General features: G+C 35.4%; 24 protein-coding genes and 1 tRNA gene. 14 read left to right on the top strand and 11 right to left on the bottom strand.

The features are described 5' to 3' along the window. Positions 1-258 carry a hypothetical protein gene (locus OFO07_RS03430; protein ID WP_270858296.1) on the bottom strand — a complete coding sequence of 86 codons (258 nt, stop codon included), beginning with the start codon at positions 256-258 and terminating at the stop codon, positions 1-3. Between the two features lie 71 nt (positions 259-329). Between OFO07_RS03430 and uvrB the strand changes: the two genes are divergently transcribed. Continuing rightward, positions 330-2,306: an excinuclease ABC subunit UvrB gene (gene uvrB, locus OFO07_RS03425; protein ID WP_270870935.1), complete on the top strand. Its 1,977-nt coding sequence runs from the start codon at positions 330-332 to the stop codon at positions 2,304-2,306. 277 nt (positions 2,307-2,583) lie between these two features. Continuing rightward, positions 2,584-3,075: a hypothetical protein gene (locus OFO07_RS03420; protein WP_270870934.1), complete on the top strand. Its 492-nt coding sequence runs from the start codon at positions 2,584-2,586 to the stop codon at positions 3,073-3,075. A gap of 336 nt (positions 3,076-3,411) precedes the next feature. Here the strand turns inward: OFO07_RS03420 and OFO07_RS03415 are convergent, their stop codons facing one another. The 5 genes from OFO07_RS03415 to OFO07_RS03395 all read right to left on the bottom strand — a co-directional run bounded on the left by OFO07_RS03415 (position 3,412) and on the right by OFO07_RS03395 (position 7,486). Beyond that, positions 3,412-3,903, bottom strand: coding sequence for a hypothetical protein (locus OFO07_RS03415; protein ID WP_270870933.1), 492 nt, complete (start codon positions 3,901-3,903; stop codon positions 3,412-3,414). Positions 3,904-4,030: 127 nt separating this feature from the next. Next, positions 4,031-4,216: a hypothetical protein gene (locus OFO07_RS03410; protein WP_270870932.1), complete on the bottom strand. Its 186-nt coding sequence runs from the start codon at positions 4,214-4,216 to the stop codon at positions 4,031-4,033. A 232-nt stretch (positions 4,217-4,448) separates the two neighbouring features. After that, on the bottom strand, positions 4,449-5,786 hold the full coding sequence (locus OFO07_RS03405; protein WP_270870931.1) for a PFL family protein: 1,338 nt from the start codon (positions 5,784-5,786) through the stop codon (positions 4,449-4,451). Positions 5,787-5,795: 9 nt separating this feature from the next. Further along, positions 5,796-6,062, bottom strand: a complete 267-nt coding sequence (locus OFO07_RS03400; protein WP_270858301.1) for an ACT domain-containing protein — start codon at positions 6,060-6,062, stop codon at positions 5,796-5,798. 80 nt (positions 6,063-6,142) lie between these two features. Then, complete coding sequence (locus tag OFO07_RS03395) at positions 6,143-7,486, bottom strand: sugar transferase (protein WP_270870930.1); 1,344 nt, start codon at positions 7,484-7,486, stop codon at positions 6,143-6,145. A gap of 143 nt (positions 7,487-7,629) precedes the next feature. On the opposite strand from OFO07_RS03395, the gene tagD reads away from it, so the two are divergent. From tagD to OFO07_RS03350, 9 genes are all read left to right on the top strand, one after another. Further along, positions 7,630-8,043: a glycerol-3-phosphate cytidylyltransferase gene (gene tagD / locus OFO07_RS03390; RefSeq protein WP_333720414.1), complete on the top strand. Its 414-nt coding sequence runs from the start codon at positions 7,630-7,632 to the stop codon at positions 8,041-8,043. After that, positions 8,040-9,287 (top strand): Wzz/FepE/Etk N-terminal domain-containing protein, encoded by a 1,248-nt coding sequence (locus OFO07_RS03385; RefSeq protein WP_270870929.1) that lies wholly within the window; start codon positions 8,040-8,042, stop codon positions 9,285-9,287. The genes tagD and OFO07_RS03385 overlap by 4 nt, the downstream gene beginning before the upstream one ends. Before the next feature lie 21 nt (positions 9,288-9,308). After that, positions 9,309-10,562: an oligosaccharide flippase family protein gene (locus OFO07_RS03380; RefSeq protein ID WP_270870928.1), complete on the top strand. Its 1,254-nt coding sequence runs from the start codon at positions 9,309-9,311 to the stop codon at positions 10,560-10,562. Next, a complete protein-coding gene (locus tag OFO07_RS03375; RefSeq protein WP_270870927.1) occupies positions 10,555-11,541 on the top strand; it encodes a glycosyltransferase family 2 protein in 987 nt (328 codons plus the stop codon). The genes OFO07_RS03380 and OFO07_RS03375 overlap by 8 nt, the downstream gene beginning before the upstream one ends. Beyond that, the gene (locus OFO07_RS03370) at positions 11,542-12,300 is read left to right on the top strand and encodes a LicD family protein (RefSeq protein WP_270858306.1); all 759 of its coding nucleotides are present in this window, start codon (positions 11,542-11,544) and stop codon (positions 12,298-12,300) included. A gap of 13 nt (positions 12,301-12,313) precedes the next feature. Continuing rightward, on the top strand, positions 12,314-13,744 hold the full coding sequence (gene wzy / locus OFO07_RS03365; protein WP_270870926.1) for an O-antigen polysaccharide polymerase Wzy: 1,431 nt from the start codon (positions 12,314-12,316) through the stop codon (positions 13,742-13,744). Next, positions 13,741-14,562 carry a glycosyltransferase gene (locus OFO07_RS03360; protein WP_270858308.1) on the top strand — a complete coding sequence of 274 codons (822 nt, stop codon included), beginning with the start codon at positions 13,741-13,743 and terminating at the stop codon, positions 14,560-14,562. The genes wzy and OFO07_RS03360 overlap by 4 nt, the downstream gene beginning before the upstream one ends. A 216-nt stretch (positions 14,563-14,778) precedes the next feature. Then, positions 14,779-14,855, top strand: a tRNA-Arg gene (locus tag OFO07_RS03355). 108 nt (positions 14,856-14,963) lie between these two features. Next, on the top strand, positions 14,964-16,514 hold the full coding sequence (locus OFO07_RS03350) for a glucosyltransferase domain-containing protein (RefSeq protein WP_333720484.1): 1,551 nt from the start codon (positions 14,964-14,966) through the stop codon (positions 16,512-16,514). Positions 16,515-16,602: 88 nt separating this feature from the next. Here the strand turns inward: OFO07_RS03350 and OFO07_RS03345 are convergent, their stop codons facing one another. Next, entirely contained in the window at positions 16,603-17,187 is a 585-nt protein-coding gene (locus tag OFO07_RS03345; RefSeq protein ID WP_270862277.1) for a PAS domain-containing protein, read from the bottom strand. Positions 17,188-17,301: 114 nt separating this feature from the next. On the opposite strand from OFO07_RS03345, the gene OFO07_RS03340 reads away from it, so the two are divergent. Further along, positions 17,302-17,742, top strand: a complete 441-nt coding sequence (locus OFO07_RS03340) for a hypothetical protein (RefSeq protein ID WP_270858311.1) — start codon at positions 17,302-17,304, stop codon at positions 17,740-17,742. 50 nt (positions 17,743-17,792) lie between these two features. Here the strand turns inward: OFO07_RS03340 and OFO07_RS03335 are convergent, their stop codons facing one another. Beyond that, a complete protein-coding gene (locus OFO07_RS03335; protein WP_270870925.1) occupies positions 17,793-18,023 on the bottom strand; it encodes a YdcH family protein in 231 nt (76 codons plus the stop codon). Positions 18,024-18,194: 171 nt separating this feature from the next. Between OFO07_RS03335 and OFO07_RS03330 the strand changes: the two genes are divergently transcribed. After that, the gene (locus OFO07_RS03330) at positions 18,195-18,902 is read left to right on the top strand and encodes a DUF4198 domain-containing protein (RefSeq protein ID WP_270870924.1); all 708 of its coding nucleotides are present in this window, start codon (positions 18,195-18,197) and stop codon (positions 18,900-18,902) included. Continuing rightward, entirely contained in the window at positions 18,899-19,330 is a 432-nt protein-coding gene (locus OFO07_RS03325) for a hypothetical protein (protein WP_270870923.1), read from the top strand. Before OFO07_RS03330 ends, OFO07_RS03325 begins: the two co-directional genes overlap by 4 nt. A gap of 68 nt (positions 19,331-19,398) precedes the next feature. On the opposite strand, the gene OFO07_RS03320 is transcribed toward OFO07_RS03325, so the two are convergent. From OFO07_RS03320 to OFO07_RS03310, 3 genes are all read right to left on the bottom strand, one after another. After that, entirely contained in the window at positions 19,399-19,881 is a 483-nt protein-coding gene (locus OFO07_RS03320; protein WP_270870922.1) for a GNAT family N-acetyltransferase, read from the bottom strand. Positions 19,882-19,966: 85 nt separating this feature from the next. Next, positions 19,967-20,533, bottom strand: a complete 567-nt coding sequence (locus OFO07_RS03315) for a c-type cytochrome (RefSeq protein ID WP_270862281.1) — start codon at positions 20,531-20,533, stop codon at positions 19,967-19,969. Between the two features lie 123 nt (positions 20,534-20,656). Beyond that, complete coding sequence (locus OFO07_RS03310) at positions 20,657-21,943, bottom strand: citrate synthase (RefSeq protein WP_270870921.1); 1,287 nt, start codon at positions 21,941-21,943, stop codon at positions 20,657-20,659. Between the last annotated feature and the right edge of the window lie 20 nt (positions 21,944-21,963).

The following is a 21,963-nucleotide window of genomic DNA, read 5'->3' as shown; positions in this document are numbered from 1 at the left end:
TTAGTTGTCAAATTCATCTTTTGCAAAAATTTCATCTAGTTTTTTGCTAAGCTCCTCGTCGCTTAGTTTGCGATACTCGGCGTCCTCTTCTAGCGTGCCAAGCTGCATACTAATCGCCTCATTTTGCGCCTTGATACTAACTAGCTCTGCGCGCAATCTCGCGTTTTCTTCCCTAGCCTCGCTATATCTTCTGATAAGCTCCTCGACCTTTTGACCCAAACTCTCGACTTTTTTTTCTTCGTCAAAGATTGATTCCATATTTGTCCTTTTTTAGATATAATTTAAAGTTTTTATTCTAACCAAATTTAGCTTTAAAATAAAGGAAAAATTTGCAAAATTTTAAAATATCATCAAAATTTACACCAAGCGACGATCAAAAAAACGCGATAGAAAAAATCGTGCAGGGTATCAAAAATGGCGAAAAATATCAAACACTGCTCGGAGTTACCGGAAGCGGAAAAACCTTTACCATGGCAAATATCATAGCAAATTTGCAAATTCCAACTCTCATAATGACACACAACAAATCTCTTGCGGCGCAACTTTATAGCGAATTTAAGGGCTTTTTTCCGCAAAATCATGTCGAGTATTTTATCAGCTATTATGATTATTATCAGCCAGAAGCCTACATCCCACGCCAAGACCTTTTTATCGAAAAAGATAGCTCCATAAATGACGAGTTAGAGCGCCTTCGCCTCTCAGCGACGGCTAGTTTGCTTAGTTTTGACGATGTCATTACGATAGCTTCGGTTTCAGCAAACTACGGCTTGGGCGACCCGTCAGAATACAAAGGCATGGTGCTTCATTTAGAACTTGGTCAAAGTTTTTCTAGCAAATTTTTACTTCGCAAACTCGTCGATATGGGATATAAACGCAACGACAATTTTTTTGATCGTGGCGATTTTCGCGCTAACGGCGATACGATCGACATTTATCCGGCGTATTTTAACGACGAAGCGATTCGCTTGGAATTTTTTGGCGACGAGCTTGAAGCGATGTATCATTTCGATGTTTTGGAAAATAAAAAAACAAAAAGCGTGGCTAAATTTATCCTTTATCCTACAAGTCAGTTTATCGTCGGCGAAAACCGCTTAAAAACGGCGATTAAAGGCATTGAAGAAGAGCTTGGTGAGAGATTAAAATTTTTTGAAAATGAAAATAAGCTTGTCGAAGCTCAGCGTTTAAAACAAAGAGTTGAATTCGACCTTGAAATGATGAGTGCAACGGGCATTTGCAAAGGGATCGAAAATTACGCACGCTACTTAACAGGGCAAAACGCCGGAGAAACGCCGTATTCGCTGTTTGATTACTACGAGAGCAAGGGGCAAGACTACCTAGTTATCGTCGATGAAAGCCATGTTTCTTTGCCGCAGTTTCGCGGTATGTTCGCAGGCGATAGAAGTCGCAAAGAAACACTCGTAGAATACGGCTTTCGCCTGCCTTCTGCGCTTGATAACCGCCCTTTGATGTTTGATGAATTTATTAGCAAAAAAGGCAAATTTTTATTCGTTTCAGCCACGCCAAATGAATACGAAGTGAATTTAAGCGGTGGCAAAGTAGTAGAGCAAATTTTGCGTCCGACGGGGCTTTTAGACCCCGAAATTCTCATAAAAGATAGCGACAATCAAGTCGAAATCCTGCACGACATGGCAAAGAAAGTCATAGCTAGAAATGAGCGAATTTTAGTAACCGTGCTAACAAAAAAAATGGCAGAAGAGCTTAGCAAATACTACCTTGAACTCGGTATCAAGGTCAAATATATGCATTCAGACATCGACGCAATAGAGCGAAATGAGCTAATCAGGGGATTGAGATCTGGCGAATTTGATATGCTAATCGGCATAAATTTGCTACGCGAAGGCTTGGATTTGCCAGAAGTTAGTTTGATTGCGATTTTTGATGCCGACAAAGAGGGATTTTTGCGCTCGGAAACTAGCCTTATTCAGACTATGGGGCGGGCTGCTAGGAATTTAAACGGGCAGGTTGTGATGTTTTGCAAAAAAATCACCCGCTCAATGCAAAGCGCTATCGATATAACCACGGCTAGACGCAAATTTCAAGATGAATACAATCGCGCTCACGGCATAACGCCGCACTCGGCAAGTCGCAACATAGAAGAAAGCCTAAAAATCGAAGATAACGCAGAAATTTTAACCAAAGCGAAAAAGTTAGAAAAAATGCCAGCCTCCGAAAGAGCCAAAATCATAAAAGAGCTTCGCAAACAAATGCTAGAAGCTGCTGCTGCGCTGGAATTCGAAAAAGCCGCTGCATTGCGTGATGAAATAGCGAAAATGAAAAAACTCTAAATTTGGATAAAATTTGAGACCATAAAATAAACTCTGACAAATCCAAATTTAAAGCCCATAATTCTCAAACAAAAGTGATTTGTCAGAATTAGATTGATAGTCTCTATTTTTTGGCGAGCAAGGATACCCACCATACGGTACTAGCAGCGATTTAATATTTATGTCTAACACTAATTATTAAGAATTCTTATAGTCTTTTTACTGTATCATATTTGCTAAACATACTATAAAAATTATAGTATGTTTAGCAAATAAACTATTATTAATAAGGTATAGTATGTTTAGAGTATTTTTTATTATTTTATTTTTTATTCAATTTACTTCTGCAACTATTAATATTAAAGAGAATTATTATAAAGATTATAACAAAACATACAAAGATGATTCTGGATATTGCTTTTTAAATGTTGATATATCTCATAATAATAATAAATATAGATTTATAGAAGATACTTTTTTTGATTTTACAAATATTAGACAGTGTCATTATTCTCATATTAATAAATCCGATTTATATATATTTAATGGTTTAGAAGTATATTTTGATAATAAATCGTATAATAATCGAGATATATATGTATATCCATTAAAGCATGGATTATGCCCAGAAGTTGGCAGCAATAAATTTATAGAAATGCTAACTATAAATAATACTATACTTGCTTACAAAAAAGAAATAGCAGAATTATTATTATTGAGATACAATGGAAAACCAGATATACAAGCAGAAAAAGCACTGAAACAAAAATTAAAAGAACTAATAAAATAATTGTAATTGATACCTATCTTTATATAAATTTCTATCAGCCTTTCTTTTAATATACACTTATTATAAATTTACAAGAAAGGTAGTTTATATGCTAAATGAATTATGGCTGAGATATACTCATTTTCCTGTATTAAAAGAATTCTTTTCCCCCGAGCTACTCGGGGGGGGATACCTGAGCTAGACCCGGCGGTCTAGCAAGTTACTACCCTCACACAAACACACAAAAATCAATACAAAAATTAAAGATATTTTAAGATTGATATCTTATAGAATTTATTCTTGGATGCAGTCTATCTATTAAGTTGCGGTCTATCTATCTTTTATGATAGATAGAATTTAATTTTTTTCAATTTTGCATTTAGCTATATTATATAAATTTCTACATATATCGTTTTTAAAAATTGATTCTTCTGAAGAACATTTTTTATTGAATATCGTTTCAGACATCATAGCAATAGTTGAATAATTTAAATCTTTACTAAAAATGCGATTTTGTATGATGTATAATAACATATCATAATATTCACTTAAAGATAAATTTAATTTATTTTCCATTATATTTGTTGATATATTATACACCAAGTAATTAATATCCAATATATTGCTATTATCAATTTTTGATGGCAATTTAGTATTTTCATTCATGAAGAGCTTAAACATTAAAAAACATTCTGCTCTTTCATCATTTTTATTTTCAGGGTTCAAACAATGCTCTATAGTTATTAAATTATCTTTCATAGTTGTTAAATTATCTTCTATTGTATCTGCAAATAAATTAGGTGAAAGCATGAAAAATAAAATAGAAAAGCATAGTAAAAATTTTTTCATAGTATAAACCTTATAAAAATTTATTATGTTGATTATAAGAATATAATACTAACAATTAGCTGAAATACAATAAATAACAATCATATTCATATTCTAGATGCTTATTTTATATCTATATTACACTTTATTAAATCATCATATTTAAGGAGGCTCTCATAAAAAATAACACAACTAAATCTATTACTCCAAAAACGACTAGCTCTACTGGTCTCGGATTTGTTGTAAAAGTAGTATCGTAGGGTGGGTATCCTTGCCCGCCAAAAAAAATACTCAATTTAAATAAAGCTTCTTTGCTTTGCAAAGCTTTACTCATAATGACACAAAACCAATCGTAAATTTAATCTCGTAAATCGCTACGACAGCATTGCTGCCTCGCACTGACAATAGCAAGCATCGAGGCAGTGTTTTTAGCTTGCGAAATGCAATAATAAATGCAAGAGTAAGAAATTTCCCTAGAACGCTTCGGCGTTGCACGCCTCGCAATGGCAAATTTTACGCCACTGCGAGAATTTGCAAATTTAAGCCGAAACTAAAAATTTAAAATTTTAATTTCTAAAACTATGAATCGGCGCAGGTATTTGCCCGCCTCTGGCGATAAATTCAGCCGACGAAGCCGAATTTACACTCATCACTGGCGCAGAGCCTAGCAACCCGCCAAACTCGATCATATCGCCCTTTTGGCCTAGCGGGATAATGCGCACGGCGGTAGTTTTTTGGTTTATCACGCCGATTGCGGCCTCATCGGCTATCATCGCTGAAATCGTAGCTGCGGGCGTATCGGACGGAATCGCAATCATATCGAGCCCCACAGAGCAAATCGCCGTCATCGCCTCTAATTTTTCTAAATTTAGCGCGCCAGCCTTGACCGCCTCTATCATGCCCTCGTCCTCAGAGACCGGTATAAACGCCCCAGACAGGCCTCCGACTTGGTTGCACGCCATGACACCACCTTTTTTGACCGCGTCGTTTAAAAGCGCAAGCGCAGCCGTCGTGCCGTGCGCACCCACGCGCTCCAAGCCCATTTCTTCGAGCACTCTCGCCACAGAATCCCCCACAGCAGGCGTCGGAGCTAGCGATAAATCCACAATGCCAAATTTCACGCCCAGCCTCTCGCTAGCCATTGAGCCGACCAACTGGCCTATGCGGGTGATTTTAAAGGCGGTTTTTTTGACGGTTTCGGCGAGTATATCAAAGCTCTCTCCGCGCACCTTTTCTAAGGCGCGTTTGACCACGCCAGGGCCTGATACGCCGACATTTATAACCACATCAGCCTCGCCTACTCCGTGAAATGCGCCCGCCATAAAGGGATTGTCCTCGACGGCGTTTGCGAAAACTACGAGCTTAGCGCAGCCAAATTTGCTTAAATTCGCGGTTTGTTTGATGATTTCGCCCATATCGCGCACAGCGGACATGTTTATGCCGGTTTTGGTCGAGCCAACATTTACGCTAGCGCAAACACGCTCGGTTTTGGCTAGGGCGCGCGGGATTGAGTGGATTAGGATTTCATCGCCCTTTTGGTAGCCTTTTTGCACAAGTGCGCTAAATCCGCCGATGAAATTCACACCCACAGCGTGCGCGGCCTCGTCTAGCGTGCGCGCAAAAATCGTGTAATCATCTAAATCCGTGGCCGCACCGATGAGCGAAATCGGCGTTACACAGATGCGTTTATTGACGATTGGGATACCAAGCTCGGCTGAAATTTCATCGCCAACAGCGACTAAATTTTTGGCTTTTTTTGTAATTTTGGTGTAAATTTTCTCGCAGGCTTTTTCGGGGTTTGCGTCGATACAATCAAGAAGCGAAATGCCCATTGTAATGGTGCGGATATCGAAATTTTGCTCCTCGATCATTGAGATTGTTTCGGTTACTTGCTTGATATTCATTTGCGCGCCTTAGATATTGTGCATGGCGTCAAAAATCGCCGAGCTTTGGATATTGATTTTGACATTTAAACTAGCTCCAAACTCTTCAAGCTCGCTGCGAAGGGCCGTGAAGTCCTTTTTATCATCGCTGCTGACCACAGCCATCATTGTGAAAAACTCGTCTAAAACGGTCTGTGTGATATCGTCGATATTAAGCCCAAGCGCGGCTAGCTTGGTAGCTACACCAGCTACGATGCCGACCTTGTCCTTGCCGACTACTGTTACAATTGCTTTCATGTGTGTCCTTGTAAAATGTGAAATTTAAAGGGGGATTATAGCAAATTTGGGGGAAATTTGGAATTTTGAAATTCCAAATTTTAGCTTGCTCCCTCACGGAATAAAACTGCTTTTATAGTTTTTAAAATAATTACAAAATCGACATAAAGCGTCCAGTTTTTGACATACCAAATATCCATTTTTGCTCTAATTTTAAAATCAGTATCGCCTCTACCCATAACCTGTGCTAGTCCCGTGACGCCGGGTTTTACATGGAGTAAAATTTTCATATCAGCTTGGCTTATTCCGCCGTTTTCTCGCTCTCCGACCACAAACGGACGAGGGCCAACGATACTCATATCACCTTTTAGGACATTTATGAGTTGCGGAAGCTCATCAAGCGAAGTTTTACGCATAAAATTTCCGATTTTTGTAATGCGTGGATCGTTTTTGTATTTATGGTATTTATCGAAAAATTCGACCTCGTCTGGGTTTTTTTGCAAATAATCTCGCAAAATTTCATCGCCGTTTTCTCTCATAGAGCGAAATTTAAAGCAATTAAAAGGTCTGTTATTTCTGCCTGCTCGTGGTTGCGAAAATAAAATTTTTCCCTTTGGTTCTTCGATTTTCATTAAAACAAAAATCACAAAAAAAGCCACAACCAAAAATGGTAAAGCCAAAAGCACGACAATATAATCAACCAAACCCTTCATAAAATAATTTATTGGCTTTAAGAGCGAATTTTCCAGCATAAATAAATTCGTGCGAGAGTTAAAAAGGCTGAAAATTTCCCCGCCAGCAAAATCATATCCTTGCAAAGCAGGTGTGAAAATCACCTCGCGGTTTTTGATGACATTTTCTTCGACCAACCTGTTTAGCTCGTCAATACTCTTTAAATTTTTATTTGCGATAAAAACGGTCTCGTAGTCATCGCCACGGGTAAATTTATAGCCCAAATAGTGGTTTTTAAAGATTTCGCGGCGGAATTCTTTATCGCCATTGATAACCCTAGCGTTTTTTTGCCAAATTCCCACACGGTAAAGGTATTTTTTAAGAAAAAATTTGCACATCGGTATCAAAACCGCGCACAGCCCAAACGCCAAAAATATCACAAATCGCGAGTGCGAGACATTTTTGTTAATCGCAAGCAAGAAAAAAATCATCACCAGTGCAAACATACACGATGAAAACACAATATAACTTTCATGCCAAAAATCATAGCGTTTGGTGTAAATTTTGCGATACGCTAATGTGCCGATAATCAAAACATATATAAAAAATGAGCCAAGATAGGTGGTATAATGCTGCGGTGTATTGCCCACAAAATCGAATTCTATGAGATTTCTCACGCTCACAGCGATGAAAAATGATATCAAAATACACAAAACATCAGCTACTAAAAGTATAGCCATAGCATAAAATTTTTTCATAATTAAATTTTCCAAAAATAAATTTGCGACATTGTAGCCAAATTTTAGTTTAATTTCGATAAAATTAGAACTTTTTAAGATTTTTGAAATAATTGAATTTTCGAAAAACGAAATTCAAAGCCCATTTTAGGGCGTAAATTTTGGTTTAAGGACAAAAATTGAAAAGTATAAAACGCGTCATAACTTACGGCACATTTGATATGCTTCATTACGGGCATATAAATTTGCTTCGCCGTGCAAAAGCACTTGGTGATTACCTTATCGTGGCACTTTCTACTGATGAGTTTAACTGGAATTCAAAGCAAAAAAAATGCTATTTTTCATACGAAAAACGCAAACACCTACTTGAAGCGATTCGCTATGTGGATCTTGTGATCCCAGAAAATTCATGGGAGCAAAAAAAAGAAGATGTGCATTTATACCATGTCGATACTTTCGTCATCGGCGATGACTGGGAAGGCAAATTTGACTTTTTAAAAGACGAAGGCTGCGAAGTTGTCTATCTAAAACGAACGCCGGAGATTTCAACAACACAGATAAAAAAAGATTTAAAAGACAAGGAAAACAAATGAGTGAAAATTTAATGAATTCAGCCAATTCGCAAAACGATGAAATTGATATTTTCGAGTTACTAGGCAAAATTTGGAAAGGCAAATTTAGCATTGCTATGATTACACTAGCGTTTTTCGCGTTAGGTGTTTTATATACTATAATCGCCTCGCCGTGGTATAGTGCAAAGGCTAGAATTTCGGTGCCTTACTACAAAAATATAAGCGAAAACAAAAAAGAGCTTTTTGCTAATGCGGATATGATAATAAATAAAATTCAAAGCAAATATATCGACGCTCTTAAAGGTCAGCCAAAAGAGAGTGCATTTGTAGAAAAGATAGCTCCTGCTAAAATAAGCGGCACAAAAAACAACCTAAGCGATTTTTTTGATATAGAAGTTATGGGCAAAAGTAACGACGATGCTGTCGCTTTGATAAATCAAATCGTTAAAGAAGAGCAAGAAATTTATAAATCAAACATATCTTTGCAAGAAAGTCGCATTAAAAACGCTCTTTATAATGCAGACGCAAAAATAAAAACTTTGCAAAATAGTCTAAAAAATAGCGAAATTCAAATAAGTCATATCCAAAATATGCAGCTGCCTAAACTTGAAAATCGCATAAGACAGATAGAAAAAATTTTTATCCCAAATAAAGACAAAGAAATCGCAAATTTACAAAATATAGTCTTGCCAAATGACAAAAAAGCTTATGATGAGCTTATAAATAAGGTAATTCCGAAACTGGACGCAGAAATTCAAAGCATAGAAAAAGAGTTAAAAAATCCAAATTTAAATCAAAATAACGCAATAGTTCTAAAAGAGCGACTAAATGATTTGCGAAATCGCTATATGAGTGCGACCACGACGACAAAACAAAAATTCGAGCACGATTTGCACGATAGCGAATTTGTAAAAATTCCTAATCTTTTGAAAGATAAAGAAAATTTGCTTGTATCGCAAACGGATTTGCAAAATCAAATTCAGACTAAAAACGACGATATAGTTAAAATTCAAAATTCAATTGATGAAAAAAAAGATGAAATTTCAAAACTAGAAAATCAAAAAGAGATTTTAAAGGCGAGTTTAGAAAAACAAAATTTAAGCAATGTCATCATAAAAGATGACATTATCATAACTAGCAAATCCCCCGTTAAGCCTAAAAAACTTTTAATCGTAGCGATTGCTACATTTCTAGGTGGCATTTTAGGTGTATTTTGGGTTTTGCTAAAAAGCGAAATTGCAGCGAGAAAAAATCTAAAAGCCTAAAAAATTTTAAAAAGCAACAAAATGGCGATAAACCCTAAAATAGTAAAAAATATAGCTTGGCTTTTATGCGAACACGGAGTTAGGATAGTAATGGGCTTAGCCGTTACTATGATTTTAGCCCGTGTGTTGAGCGTAGAAGAGTATGGAAATTTTCAGTATATCTTAGGACTTGTTGTTATTTTTTCTGCTCTTTCATATATAAATCCCGCTGAAATCGTTGTTCCGCGCCTAACAAATGCTGACGCCGTAGAACGCAAAATAATAATGGGAAACGGCTTTGTTATAAGGTTTGTTTCGTCGGTGATTGCGTATTTAGCGTTGCTTTTGTTTGTATTTTTTACAGATGACATAAAGATTTTTTATTTAAGCGTTGTTATGGCTTCATCCATCTTAGTAAATGAAGCATTTGCTATTATAACGGCATATTTACAGTCGCAAACTATGATAAAATATCGTTCGGTTTTGGTTATGGCAACACATATAATCAAACTTTTAATGTTTTTAGCTCTTTATTATTTGGGTGTTACAAATATCTATGCTTATGGCTTTGCAACGGCGTTTGAACTATTTTTGATAGCTTTTGGTCTTTTAGCAGTTTATAGAATTTTAACAAAAGAGTGGTTTTTTACATACGATAAGGCTCAAATTTACAAATTTTTAAAGTTAGGTTTGCCATTTTTTGCTGGAATTATTTTGATGATAGTTTGTAGGCGAGTTGATTTTATGTTTTTAAAGCATTTAGGCGATGAATTTTCTCTTGGGCTTTATACTTCGGCTATCTCGCTTTTAACTATTGCAACGGCAATTTCACCTATCATAGCAATTTCATTTGCACCACTTTTTGTCTATAAATTTGATGATATAAAAATCATAAAATCAAATGTCTTAAAACTTGCATTTGGTATGTTTGCAATGGCAATTTTAACGGCAGTTACTTTATATTTTTTAGCTCCACTAGTTATAAATTTGATTTTTGGGGCAAAATTTAGTGGAACAATCCCTGTATTTAAAATTTTACTTGTCGTTTTGCCACTTATATTTTTAGATGAAGCATTAAATATTTACATCATTAAAATGCAACTTGGAAAAATTTTGATTTATAAATGGGTTTTGGTTTTGCTATTTTCTAGCTTAGGCTATATTGTTTTTATACCGAAATTTTTAGCTTACGGCACTGTTATAGGGTATGGCTTAGGATACTTGGTAGCGTGTTTATTTGGGTTTTGTGTAATGTTTAAATATACTAAAATTAATTTAAAGGTAAAAGATGAATGAAAATCAATTAATCTCAATAGTAATCCCTGTTTATAATGTGGAAAAATATCTGAAAGAGTGTTTAGATTCGGTTACAAATCAAACTTACAAAAATTTAGAAATTATTTTAATCGATGATGGAAGCACGGATAGTAGCGGCAAAATGTGCGATGAATTTATTAAAAAGGATAATCGTATAAGAGTCATACATAAACAAAATGGCGGATTATCAAGCGCTAGAAATGCTGGGCTTGATGTAATGCAAGGTGAATATCTAGCTTTCGTAGATAGTGATGATATGATAGATGAAACTTACATAGAAACACTTTATGATATGATAAAAAAATATAACACAAAAATTTCTATGGTAAGTTTTGAAAAGTTTACAGACACAGAATATATTCAAGAAATAAAACAACAAAATCTTAATAATAAAACAATACAGGCTTTTAACATAGAAGAATTTTTTAAAAATTATCTTATTTCTAAAACAAATTTTCATAATTTTAATTGGCGTTGTTTATACCATAAATCTATATTTAAAAATTTAAGATTTCCGATCGGTATTTTATTTGAAGATGTTGCTATTTACTTCGATGTTTTTTCAAATCAAGATACCATGTACATATCAAATAAAAAATTATATTTTTATAGGCAAAATAGACCAGGAGCCATAACGCATAGCATAAATAAAAAATATTTTGCTGTTTTAGAGGTTTATAAAAATTTCACAGATAACATTGTAAAAAAATATCCCAATTTAAAAAAAGAAGCTAATCTTAAAATGTGTATTTCAAATTTAATGCTTGCAAAAATGGTTATGAAAGATAAAAGCAATGAATTTAAATACAAACTCGATGAATATCATAAATATATTTATGAAAATTTAAATATATTGTTTGCTTTGAAATCCAATAAAAAAATTGCATTTCAATTAATTTTATTTTACATAAATCCTAAAATATTTGAAGTTTTATTTTCTTTCACTAAAAGGATATAGATGCTAAATCTTAAAAATATGCAACTTGAAATGACAAAAATGATAGCCGAAGTCGATAATCTCTTTAAAAAATATGACATAAAATATACGCTTTTAGGTGGTAGTGTTTTGGGGGCCGTTCGCCATAAAGGCTTTATTCCATGGGATGATGATATGGATATAGCCGTATGGAGAGAAGATTTTGACAAAGCCGAAAAACTGCTATCAAATTTAAAACCTTATACCTATGAATTTTGCGAAAATCATATTATTCCAGATGCGCCTATGGGACATTTGCATTTGGTAAATGAAAAATATCCGCTGGAATTATCCCCGACAATCGATGTTTTCGCACTCGATAAAGTTCCCGCCGATAATATTTCTCGTAAAAAACTAAGATTTTATGCAAACATTTATCATGCTTGTGTTTTGAGAATTCCACCAAAAAATCGTGGAAAAGTTGCGCGAATTTTATTTGCTATATTTTTTGCAATCACTCCAAATTTTTTGATAGACAAAATTCAAGCAATCTATAAAAATAAAATTTTAAATTTCCCAAAAAATTCGAATGAGTATCGTGGAAATATTTTTGGTTATTGGACTGAAAAGGAATATTTTAAAAGTGAAATTTACGAAAATTTGGAATTAGCCAAGTTTGAAAATTTAAAATTGCCTATTCCAAAAGATTATGATTTTTATCTCACACAAATGTATGGTGATTATATGAAATTACCACCAATAGAACAACAAAAACCAAAGCATAAAAACATAAGTATGTGAAATTGGAGTGTTTATGAATAAAAAATATATTTTTTTATTTTTATTTGTTGATTTTATTTTTTTATTTTTAATAACTTCACAATATTTGCTTAACATAGGATATAGTGAAACTTATTTTAAAATTTTAGAATTTCAAAATATATTTTTATCATTATACGCTATCACAACTATTTATAAAATAAACAACAATTGGTTTAGTTTGGAAATTTTATTTATAGGCTGTTTTAATATTTTTTTAAATATGAGAAATATTTTAAATTTCTTTTTTCCTGATTTATATGAAGCATATAATGAAAGTGCAAGATTAACAAATTTTATTTTTTCAAATAGCACTTTTATAGAGTTAAATTTTATGCTTTTATTCACAATGTTGTCAATTCATATCGGAATGTTGCTAGGTTTTGTAAAATACAATAAATTTGCAAATATGAGCATCCCAAAAGCAAATTATATTTTTAATCTTAAATTAGGCTATATAATATTTTTTATTGGTTTATTTGCATATTTGGCTAAAATGATGATTTACATAAAAATATATTTTACTATGGGTTATGAAGCTATATATTTAGATAATTCTACGCCTTGGATAATTTCACTTTTAGATAATTTGTTCCTTTTGGGTTTTATTTTTATTATGATAAATAAAATTGAAAAACGCAAGGCAAAAATGTTTTTTATAATATTCGTTTTACTTTCTATGGTAGGCTTGATATCAGGTGCTAGGGCTAAGGCTTTTTTATATATATTAAATGCATTATGGCTTTACAGCACTGTATATTCATATAAAATAAAATTTAAAACACTATTTTTATTTGTCGTATCGTTGTTTTTATTGGCTTCAATAATACAGCTTTTAAGACATAACGATACTATAAGTTTTAGCGGAATATTTAGTATATTTTATTCTTTAGGGGTAAGTGTTTTGGTTAATGGTTTTGTAATAGAATTTAAAGAAAATTTTACCGAAACTGTATCACAATACACTGGATTTTTATTAAATCCGTTAATTGGATTATTTAATGCTATTACAGGTAATTATATGCCACAAGATGAACGAATTGGTACTATTCATCAATCATTAGCCGATGCCTTATCCTACTTTCTATTCCCAGATAAATTTTTAGCTGGTCATGGACTTGGCAGTTCGTTTGTTGCGGAAATATGGCTATTCGGTGGCGGAAGTATGATAAGTGTCGTTATTTTTTCTCTTATATTAGGCTTTTTTATATCTTTTGTCCAAAATAAACTTATCTACACAAAGTACGGATTATTTGTTGCTGCAAATATAGTAATGTATATTCTATTCGCAAATAGAAATAATTATTTAACTATTTTTACTTTTTTTGTATTGATGTTTTGTTTTGTCTTATTTTTGAAAATATTTTTTTCTTTTATCAATTCACTAGAAATATTCAATAAACAATCACAAAGGAAAACTAAATGAATTTCTCCGTCCTAATGTCCGTTTATATCAAAGAAAAAGCCCAGTTTTTAAATAGAGCTTTAAAAAGCATTTATGATGAGCAAGAAATCAAGCCAAATCAAATCGTGTTAGTCGAAGATGGCGAACTTACTAACGAACTTTATGAAATGATTGAAATTTGGAAAAACAAGCTTGGTGAAATTTTAGAAGTTGTGAAACTTGAAAAAAATATGGGACTTGGTGATGCCCTAAAAATCGGCCTAGAAAAGTGCAAATTTGAATTTGTTGCCAGAATGGATAGTGATGATATTTCGCTTCCAAATCGATTTAAAAAACAGCTCGAAATTTTCGAAAATAATCCAAATTTAGATATTTGCGGTTCATGGGTTGGCGAATTTGAAAATGACGAAAATGAAATTTATGCTTACCGAAAACTTCCACAAAATCACGATGAAATCGCTAAATTTGCCAAAATGCGTTCCCCTTTAAATCACCCAAGCGTAATGTTCAAAAAAGGGGGCGTTTTAAAAGCTGGAAGTTACCAAAAAGCATTGATGACAGAAGATTATTTTTTATGGGTTAGAATGCTTTTAGGTGGAGCGAAATTTTACAATATCCCTGAAATGCTAGTAAAAATGCGAGCAGGCAAATCGCAACTAAGCCGTCGTGGTGGCCTAAAATACGCTATTAGCGAATTTAAAGTGCAAAGAGAATTCTACAATCTTGGATTTTTAAATTTTTATGAATTTGCACGAAATGCTAGTGTAAAATTCATCGTTCGTTTGCTTCCAAAAGCGATTTTATCAAAAATTTACTCACTTTTGCGAAGTAAAAATTAGTTTCATTTTGCGTTATTTGCAACACTTTTAAAAACAACAACTGCGAAAGAGCGATAAAAACTTTGCAAAATTTAGGGATTAATTTATAAAATTTAATCTAGCAAAGTAAATTTGACTAAAAATTAAAATCAACAATAAGCAAAAATGCACAATTTTTACTTATTTTTTGCTAAATTTAAGCTATGAAAATGTATAATTAAAATTCTTTTTCATTGTGCGCTCGTAGCTCAGCTGGATAGAGCATTTGATTGCGGTTCAAAAGGTCAGGGATTCGAATTCCTTCGGGCGCACCACTTTCTACACAATAAATTTTATCAAATTTGCTTAAAATAAAATCTGCAAATTAGAAGACAGATGCAACAAGCACATAACTTAAATTTTGAAATCAAGGCTTTTTTGCGATTTGCAGAGATTTTTTTGACAAAAATTTTAAAAAATATTTTACTATCATTTATGGAGTTTATCTGATTGGTTATTTTGCACTTTTTAGAGCAAATATTAGCTATAAAGATGATTTGCGTAGAGCAATAGATGGCGTTCCGGGCTTTTTAGATCCTGTTTATGGGTATAGTCGTTATGGAAGCGAATTTTTTACCAAAATCATCCACATGGATTTTACTTTTAACACAGACATTTCGCCGATTCCGCAACTAGTAGCATTAGGCATAGTTAGTTTAACTTCATTAGCACTTTGTAAAATTTTTACTAATAAACTAAATTTTATGACAGTTTTGGCAACTGTGCCTGTTGGACTAAGTCCATTTTATTTAGAAAATATGAGCTTTAAATTTGATTCACCGTTTATGGCAATAGCATTAGCGTTGATGATTTTTCCATTTTTATTTGTCAAAAGATTGCCACTTTTTGCCATTATTTCGCTATTTTCTGTTTTGATTATGTCTATGACATATCAAGCAGCAAATGGTATTTTTATAATCATAAGTATATTTTTGGCTCTAAAAATGGCTCTTGAAGGTAAAAAATGGAATAAAATTTTTAAATTTTGCTTTGTAGCACTTGTATGTTTTATTTTGCCACTACTATTTTATAAAATCGCTCTTCTTAAAACAGTTACAGCAGGTTACGCTGGCACAGCAGTATCTGATAGTTTATTAGATTCCATTTCTATAAATATTTTATATACCTTATCTGTGCCGACATTAGCTTTAAACGGCTCCCAAAATGTAAATGAAATATTTTTAAAATTTTCACTTAGATATCTACTCATAGCATTTATTATATTTATGGTTTATAAAAGCAAAATAAACAAAATTCTAGCCCTATTTTTAACTATTATTTGTATAGTAGTTAGTTTTGTGTTGCAAACAGGGGCTTATTTAGTCTTATCAAACCCTACTTTTGTCCCAAGAGTCTTTATGGGTTTGGGAGTTATTGTTTCTATTATTTTCCTAGGTTGCATAGATCGTGGCATAAAACCAATGAAAGCAGCGATAAATGCTTGCGTAATTTTTACTGCTTATTTTTTAATCATACAATCATCTGCTTACGCAAATGCCTTAGAAGCTCAATATAACTACAATTATCAACGTATGAGTGCCATGCAAAACGACTTAAACCGCATTACTCCACTCGAAGAAAAGTATAAGGTATGGATAGAAAATAAGCCTATTCGCTTCGCTCCTGTCACTATAAACGCATCGCGAAATTATCCTATAATACCAATTTTAGTTACATCTAGACTAGGTAGAAATTACGCTTGGTCATCGCATCATAATTATATATATTATGGTTTTGATGGAAAATATTTACACGGCGATGTTTATCGTAAAGCGGATGGAATCTTATATACACCAAACGGAAATTTTCAATTTTCCGATGAAGCCTACGATGCTATGAAATGCACAGGCGAACCACTTCGCGAAATAAAAACTCGCTTACATACGATTACAGAATATCCAGAAGCTTGTTTTATAGTAAATTATTCCTGGTAACAAAACCCTATTTTGTTTAGATTTAATATTACAAAAAACAGTGCCGAATTCTATAAATAAAATTCGGCACGCTAAATTCTACCCAAATTTATCTTCCAAAAATTTTGCCAAATTTGGCTTGGAGTTTGTCTAAAAATCCTTTTTTGGTGACGATTCCGTCGATAAATTCGTCATAAGTCGTATTGTTGGCGTGCAAAAACCCCTCCAAATACTCATAGCTAGCCTTTATGCCGGAGCTATTTTCGATCTCGACTAGTTTTTTGTAAATCGGCTCGATTTGCTGGATTATCTCGGCTGGTGCTGGCGTGCGAAATGCCGTATGCTCCGATATAGCCGTGTGTCCGACGACCTTTTTGGTATGCGGGTCGATGACTTGATCGAGCTTGGCGATGACCCAGTAATACCTGCCGTCTTTGGCTAGATTTTTCACCGCAGCCGTAAATGGTCTGCCCTTAGAAATGCTATCCCACATTAGCTTAAATGCGATTTTTGGCATATCTGGGTGTCTGACGATAGAGTGTGGTTTGCCGATGAGCTCGCCCTCGCTATATCCGCTAACCTCCAAAAAATAATCATTGACATAGGTAATGATACCGCGAGGATCCGTCTTTGAGATGATGATTTTGCTGAAATCTAACTCGATTTGTTCATCTATGGGAACAGGTCTTTCCATACTTACCTCCTATTTTTGTATATATTTTCCTTTTTGTTCTGGTATTTTAACATAAATTTTATAAATTTGTGTTATAATAGCGATTTATATTAATTCAACCAAAGGAAATTTCCAGTGAATAAAGCGGATACTATAAAAGCCGTTGAGAGATTTGTAAATTCGCAAGAAATGATGATGTTTCGCGTCAAAAAGGGGATTTATCAGGACTCAGCGCAAAATTTAGAGCAGGTATTTGCTCCGTTTAAGGATTTTTACTCGTTTTTGAAAAATCCTGCTAACAAATTGCAAGAGTTACTTGGAAATGTCGCGTATGATTCGATCGTGAGCTTTACAGAATCTAGCATTGAGCATTGTGATAAGATTTGGGGCACATATTTTGTCGAGACAAAGGGTTTGTTTAAATCAGGCATAAAATATGTCGAACCTGACTTCGTAGCGAAGGAAAAAGCCAAAGCTTACTACGACGATTTGGTCAAAAACAACGAAAAATTAATGGAATACATCGATATCGGATTACAACGCTTACACAGCCTGGAAGATAAATTATTTTTGTAATTTTATAAATTTGATATTAAATTTGTGGTTGCGCGGAGTGCGCAACCTTTTTATTTGCCCTCTTTTTCAGCTTTAATCTTAGCCAAAAACATACCGATTTCATCTTTTACACGAAGTTTCTCTCTTTTTAGAGAATCCACTTCTAAATCGCTCATATGCACTCTGCCCTCGACTGCGGCTGCGATTTGATGATCTAGTTCATCGTGTTTTTCAAACAACGCATCAAAGCGTGCATTTTTGCCTTTAAGTTCAGTGATTAAATCTCTGTATTCGTGAAACATAACATATCCTTTTCTTTGAAATAGCCTACTAGTCTAGCATAAAAGGGCTTAAAATTCGTATATATTGCAACGAAAGAAAAAATTTATATTCGTAACACCAAAATTCAATTAATATTAAAATTTAGTCGCTATAATACTAATCCATTTTTAATAATATTCAAGGAGAATTTTATGTTTAAAAAAGCACTTTTATTCGTTGCATTTTGCATGTGTGCAAATGCCCACCAAATCGTTATCCAAAACATCGACACGAACAAATACGAGGTCAAATTTTGGGCTCATGGCGAGTTTGAAAAATATGCCAGCGAGCAGTTAATCGCAGCTAACGGCTACGATGAAAATCTAAAACCTATCAAAACAGGAATTGATTATAAATTTGACGACGCAAACGCCACGCCTGTCGTGCTGACAGCAAGCAAACCGGCTGTAATGAGCGGAATTTACGACGCTGGGTATTGGATAGAAACTGATGAGGGCGGAAGCTTCGTCAAAGGCGGATTAAAGAGCGTTAAAGGCGCAGTTTTTGCAAATTCAAGAAGCCTTAAAATCGGTAAAACTTATTTTTCGTGGAACGAAGCAATGCTAAGCCCGATAGGACTTGATTTCGAAATCATCGCTCTTACTAATCCATTTGCGCTAAAAGATGGCGACAAACTCCCTGTTTTGGTGCTCAAAAACGGCAAACCATCGCCAAAAACCAAATTTGAAGTCGGCGTGCATGAGGACTGGGAATTTAGCACAAACGAGTTTGGTATCGCGCTAATCCCTGTCGAAAAAGGGCTAAATGTAATCGCTGCTAAAAGCGCTAGGAGCGAGTATTCAGACCCTAACGCCAACAAACTCTTAATCCAAACTTCAATCACATTTGAGCTTAAATGAGAGTTTTAATTAGCGTTTTGTTTTGCGCTATTCTGGCGTTTGCGCACGGTATTAGCTACAATATCACGCGCGGCGAGGCTGTGATAATCAATGCGAATTTTGCCACTTCTATCCCAGCCAAACACGCCAAAGTTCGCATTTATCATGGTGAAAGTGCGCTTGCTATGCAAATCGCGCAGACGGACGAAAACGGCAAACTAGCCTTTTTGCCACCCGCTCCCGGGAAATACCGCGTCGAAATAAACGCGCAGAGCGACCACGGCGAGCACAGAAGCGAATTTAGCGTGGATATTGATGAAAATTTCGGCGTTAGCAAATACGATGAGCTAGCCTTTGCGAAATACCAAGGTCTGCTTAGCGTGATTGGCATTATTTTTGGACTTTTTGGCATTATTGCATTATTAAAAAGTAAAAAACGCGCGATTTAGCGCGAATTCAGGGTTAAATTTAGATAAATTTTATGTTCTCTTTCAAATTTGGCTTAAATTTAGCCCTTTCAAATTTCCCAGCGCATTTGATACCAGCTTTTATCGCCGAATTTTGATTTGCAAATTCCCTCATTTACAAAGCCAAATTTTTCGTAAAATTTCACCAAACGCTCTTCACAGGTTAGCACGATTCCGCTTTTTGCGTTTGCTTTGGCGTGTGTTTGCAAGGTGCCTATCAGCGCAGAGCCGATCTCACGACCCCTAAATTCTGGAACCACGCCAAGGCTTAGCCCCATTAGCCACGCGCCGTCTTTGTCGTAAAATTTAGTGCCAAAAAACATATCATCATCGAAATCTCGCTCATTTGTGCATAGCGACACAATCTCGCCTATGATTTGATTATTTTCGCAGGCTACGAAAATATCATCAACGAATTTCACCAAAAACTCGCCAAAAGCCTCTTTGCTGACCCTTTGATTTGGCGGAAATGAAATGTCCTCTATGGCTTTGATAGCGTCTAAATCTGCGGTTTTCGCGCTTCGTATTTGCATAAATACTCCGAATTTTAAAATTTGAAGGAATTTAGGATTGCTAAATTTAGCCAAAAGCCAAATTTAGCAAAATTTTTGAGTTAAATTAGTTTTTAAACGATTCGATATATGCGTTTAAAACGCCGATTTGATCGTCGCTTATGCGAAGTTGGCCTCTCATCACTGCGCCCATACCATAGTAACCTTTGCCGTCGTTTGCGGTGCCGTCTTTTAGGGCGTGGAGCTTCTCTAATCTCTCTTCGCTAGATAAATTTACGATAGGTGGGACTTTTGTGTAGGTTTTTTCGCCTTTTGCGCCGTGGCAAGCTACGCAGGTTTTATACAGCAATGCGCCTTGTTCTGCCACTTCTGGGCTTATGCTAGGCGCAGGAGTGGCTGCGGTTGCGTTCGTATCAGCTGCGGTTTCAGCCGCATCGGTAGCATTTGCCTCAGTAGCATTCGCCTCTGCACTTGGCTGGGCGGCAGTCGCGTTTGCCTCGGCCGCGACCTCGCCATTAGCGTTTGTTTCGCTTGCATTAGCAGGAGTCATATATGCGCCTAAATCCAAATTTGCCGCGTCTGGCATGGTTTCTACCGTGAGCTCTGGTGCCCCGTAAGACAAAGAGCCCAAACAAAATACCGCGCAAGATATTAAAAACAATTTTCTTTTCATTTTTACCCCTTTCATAAAAACATAGGATTATAGCGTAAAATTTTAATAAATTTTAAATTATTTCAAAAATTTTGGGTTAAATTTTGCATTTAAATTTAACCCAAATTTTGCCCTAAATTTGGGCTATTCGTTTATGCGCTCTGGGCCAATGTAGAGTTGGCGAGGGCGGACGATTTTGATACTCTCTTGCTCTTTGAGCTCTATCCATTGCGCCATCCAGCCAGGACTTCGTCCCATTACGAAGATTACGGCAAACATTTCTGTCGGAATTCCGAGCGCTTTTAGGATTAGACCTGAGTTGAAATCGACATTTGGATAGAGGTTGCGAGATACGAAATATTCGTCATTTAGCACGATTTCTTCTAATCTATTTGCCACACGGATTAAATTCGTATCGATTCCGATCTCTTCGATTAGCTGATTTCGCAGACCTTTTAGCACCTTGGCGCGCGGATCGTAGTTTTTATAGACGCGGTGTCCAAAGCCCATTAGGCGGAACGGATCGGATTTGTCCTTGGCTTTGGCGATGTATTTATCGACATTTTCTGGTGTGCCTATCATTTCTAGCTGGCGAATTACGCTTTCGTTCGCCCCGCCGTGCGCGTGTCCCCACAGCGCGCCGATACCTGCGCTTATGCACGCATAAGGGTGAGCGTGAGTAGAACCCACCGTGCGCACAGTCGTCGTTGAAGCGTTTTGCTCGTGGTCAGCGTGGAGCATAAGCACGCTATCTAGGGCTTTGACCTCGATTGGTTTGAGATCGACATGCGAGTGCGGGAAACTTCGCATCATATACAAGAAATTTTCCGTAAATCCGCGCGCCAAATCAGGGTAAATAATAGGATAGCCTTTGGAGTGGCGATAATAAAATGCTGCTAATGTTGGCATTTTGGCTACTAATCGTTTTGCCATTTCCATGTATTCGCTAGGATCGTCAAAGCTCATATCCTTAGAGTAATACGCGCTAAGCGTAGCGATACATGCCTGTAAAACCGCCATAGGGTGGGCGCGATCTGGAAATGCGTCGAAAAGTTTTAGGATTTTTTCGTTGATAAAAGATCTGGTTTTGAGCTCGTATAAAAACGCGTTGTATTCGTCCTTGCTAGGCAGTTTTTTATTTAGTAGTAGATACACGACATCGAGGTAGCGTTTGTTTTGCGCTAGCCACGCGATATCGTATCCGCGGTGCATGAGCTCGCCCTTTTCGCCATTAATGTATGTAATCGAGCTTTTGCACATGGCTGTGGAGGTATATCCCCTGTCTAGGGTAAACATTCCAGTGTCTTTGTAAAAATTCGAAATGTCAATTACGCTAGGACCCATTGTGCCATCAAGGATTGGGAAGTCGTATGTCGCGCCATTGCGGTTGTCGCGCAAGGTAACGGAGTTGGAAAATTGAGTTTCGCTCATCATCGCCCCTTTTAAAAAAT

Source organism: Campylobacter sp. JMF_06 NA1 (assembly GCF_027737785.1).
In the GTDB taxonomy this organism is placed as follows: Bacteria; Campylobacterota; Campylobacteria; order Campylobacterales; family Campylobacteraceae; genus Campylobacter_B.
The sequence above is the reverse complement of the archived record's forward strand: the minus strand, read 5'-3'. Positions and strand labels throughout refer to the sequence as shown.

What these genes read in the sequence shown, in the direction of transcription:
- OFO07_RS03415 (WP_270870933.1), bottom strand. Translation starts at nt 3,903, where the DNA reads ATGAAAAAATTTTTACTATGCTTTTCTATTTTATTTTTCATGCTTTCA.
- OFO07_RS03405 (WP_270870931.1), bottom strand. Translation starts at nt 5,786, where the DNA reads ATGAATATCAAGCAAGTAACCGAAACAATCTCAATGATCGAGGAGCAA.
- OFO07_RS03380 (WP_270870928.1), top strand. Translation starts at nt 9,309, where the DNA reads ATGGCGATAAACCCTAAAATAGTAAAAAATATAGCTTGGCTTTTATGC.
- OFO07_RS03410 (WP_270870932.1), bottom strand. Translation starts at nt 4,216, where the DNA reads ATGAGTAAAGCTTTGCAAAGCAAAGAAGCTTTATTTAAATTGAGTATT.
- OFO07_RS03335 (WP_270870925.1), bottom strand. Translation starts at nt 18,023, where the DNA reads ATGTTTCACGAATACAGAGATTTAATCACTGAACTTAAAGGCAAAAAT.
- OFO07_RS03370 (WP_270858306.1), top strand. Translation starts at nt 11,542, where the DNA reads ATGCTAAATCTTAAAAATATGCAACTTGAAATGACAAAAATGATAGCC.
- OFO07_RS03420 (WP_270870934.1), top strand. Translation starts at nt 2,584, where the DNA reads ATGTTTAGAGTATTTTTTATTATTTTATTTTTTATTCAATTTACTTCT.
- OFO07_RS03315 (WP_270862281.1), bottom strand. Translation starts at nt 20,533, where the DNA reads ATGAAAAGAAAATTGTTTTTAATATCTTGCGCGGTATTTTGTTTGGGC.
- OFO07_RS03330 (WP_270870924.1), top strand. Translation starts at nt 18,195, where the DNA reads ATGTTTAAAAAAGCACTTTTATTCGTTGCATTTTGCATGTGTGCAAAT.
- OFO07_RS03375 (WP_270870927.1), top strand. Translation starts at nt 10,555, where the DNA reads ATGAATGAAAATCAATTAATCTCAATAGTAATCCCTGTTTATAATGTG.
- OFO07_RS03385 (WP_270870929.1), top strand. Translation starts at nt 8,040, where the DNA reads ATGAGTGAAAATTTAATGAATTCAGCCAATTCGCAAAACGATGAAATT.
- OFO07_RS03345 (WP_270862277.1), bottom strand. Translation starts at nt 17,187, where the DNA reads ATGGAAAGACCTGTTCCCATAGATGAACAAATCGAGTTAGATTTCAGC.
- OFO07_RS03430 (WP_270858296.1), bottom strand. Translation starts at nt 258, where the DNA reads ATGGAATCAATCTTTGACGAAGAAAAAAAAGTCGAGAGTTTGGGTCAA.
- OFO07_RS03360 (WP_270858308.1), top strand. Translation starts at nt 13,741, where the DNA reads ATGAATTTCTCCGTCCTAATGTCCGTTTATATCAAAGAAAAAGCCCAG.
- OFO07_RS03325 (WP_270870923.1), top strand. Translation starts at nt 18,899, where the DNA reads ATGAGAGTTTTAATTAGCGTTTTGTTTTGCGCTATTCTGGCGTTTGCG.
- OFO07_RS03320 (WP_270870922.1), bottom strand. Translation starts at nt 19,881, where the DNA reads ATGCAAATACGAAGCGCGAAAACCGCAGATTTAGACGCTATCAAAGCC.
- OFO07_RS03400 (WP_270858301.1), bottom strand. Translation starts at nt 6,062, where the DNA reads ATGAAAGCAATTGTAACAGTAGTCGGCAAGGACAAGGTCGGCATCGTA.
- OFO07_RS03310 (WP_270870921.1), bottom strand. Translation starts at nt 21,943, where the DNA reads ATGAGCGAAACTCAATTTTCCAACTCCGTTACCTTGCGCGACAACCGC.
- wzy (WP_270870926.1), top strand. Translation starts at nt 12,314, where the DNA reads ATGAATAAAAAATATATTTTTTTATTTTTATTTGTTGATTTTATTTTT.